9 tRNA genes are annotated in these 835 nt (G+C 50.4%); all 9 read left to right on the forward strand.

The annotated features are described in order from the left end of the window. Nucleotides 1–6: 6 nt before the first annotated feature. The 9 genes from LKE01_RS11875 (at nt 7) to LKE01_RS11915 (ending at nt 834) form a co-directional block, all read left to right on the forward strand. Nucleotides 7–79: transfer RNA gene (locus LKE01_RS11875), tRNA-Lys, on the forward strand. 39 nt (nt 80–118) lie between these two features. Beyond that, a tRNA-Thr gene (locus LKE01_RS11880) sits at nt 119–191 on the forward strand. A 4-nt stretch (nt 192–195) separates the two neighbouring features. Further along, nucleotides 196–267 (forward strand) — tRNA-Gly (locus LKE01_RS11885). 6 nt (nt 268–273) lie between these two features. Continuing rightward, nucleotides 274–359, forward strand: a tRNA-Leu gene (locus LKE01_RS11890). A gap of 6 nt (nt 360–365) precedes the next feature. Beyond that, nucleotides 366–439: transfer RNA gene (locus LKE01_RS11895), tRNA-Arg, on the forward strand. A 9-nt stretch (nt 440–448) separates the two neighbouring features. Further along, a tRNA-Pro gene (locus tag LKE01_RS11900) sits at nt 449–522 on the forward strand. 26 nt (nt 523–548) lie between these two features. Beyond that, nucleotides 549–622, forward strand: a tRNA-Met gene (locus LKE01_RS11905). Nucleotides 623–632: 10 nt separating this feature from the next. Further along, nucleotides 633–706 (forward strand) — tRNA-Ile (locus LKE01_RS11910). A 40-nt stretch (nt 707–746) separates the two neighbouring features. After that, nucleotides 747–834 (forward strand) — tRNA-Ser (locus LKE01_RS11915). The last annotated feature ends 1 nt before the right edge of the window (nt 835 follow it).

Genomic DNA, 835 nt, shown 5'->3' on the forward strand with positions numbered 1-835 from the left:
TTCCTTGAGCCGTTAGCTCAGTTGGTAGAGCATCTGACTTTTAATCAGAGGGTCGGCGGTTCGAGACCGCCACGGCTCATTACAATTGAATATTATTAACGCGCATAATATTTTGTATGCCGACTTAGCTCAGCTGGCAGAGCACCTGTCTTGTAAACAGGGGGTCGGAAGTTCGAATCTTCTAGTCGGCATTTTGCGGAAGTAGTTCAGTGGTAGAACATCACCTTGCCATGGTGGGGGTCGCGGGTTCGAATCCCGTCTTCCGCTTGTTATGCCGGGGTGGCGGAATTGGCAGACGCACAGGACTTAAAATCCTGCGGTCAGTGATGACCGTACCGGTTCGATCCCGGTCCTCGGCATATTATGCACCCATAGCGCAATTGGATAGAGTGTCTGACTACGAATCAGAAGGTTGTAGGTTCGACTCCTACTGGGTGCATTGTTTTTTCGGGAAGTAGCTCAGTTTGGTAGAGCACCTGGTTTGGGACCAGGGGGTCGCAGGTTCGAATCCTGTCTTCCCGATTGATAGAATAACTATCATTTTTCATCGCGGTGTAGCTCAGCTGGCTAGAGCGTCCGGTTCATACCCGGGAGGTCGAGGGTTCGATCCCCCCTGCCGCGATATAGGTCTTGGACCTTTAGCTCAGTTGGTTAGAGCAAACGGCTCATAACCGTTCGGTCGTAGGTTCGAGTCCTACAAGGTCCATCGACTCATTTTTATATTTTTAGTTTTATACAGCTTTTATGGAGGATTACCCAAGTGGCTGAAGGGGGCGGTCTTGAAAACCGCTAGGTGGGTCAAACCACGCGAGAGTTCGAATCTCTCATCCTCCTT

It is taken from the genome of Lentilactobacillus kefiri, from assembly GCF_007989105.1.
Lineage (GTDB): Bacteria > Bacillota > Bacilli > Lactobacillales > Lactobacillaceae > Lentilactobacillus > Lentilactobacillus kefiri.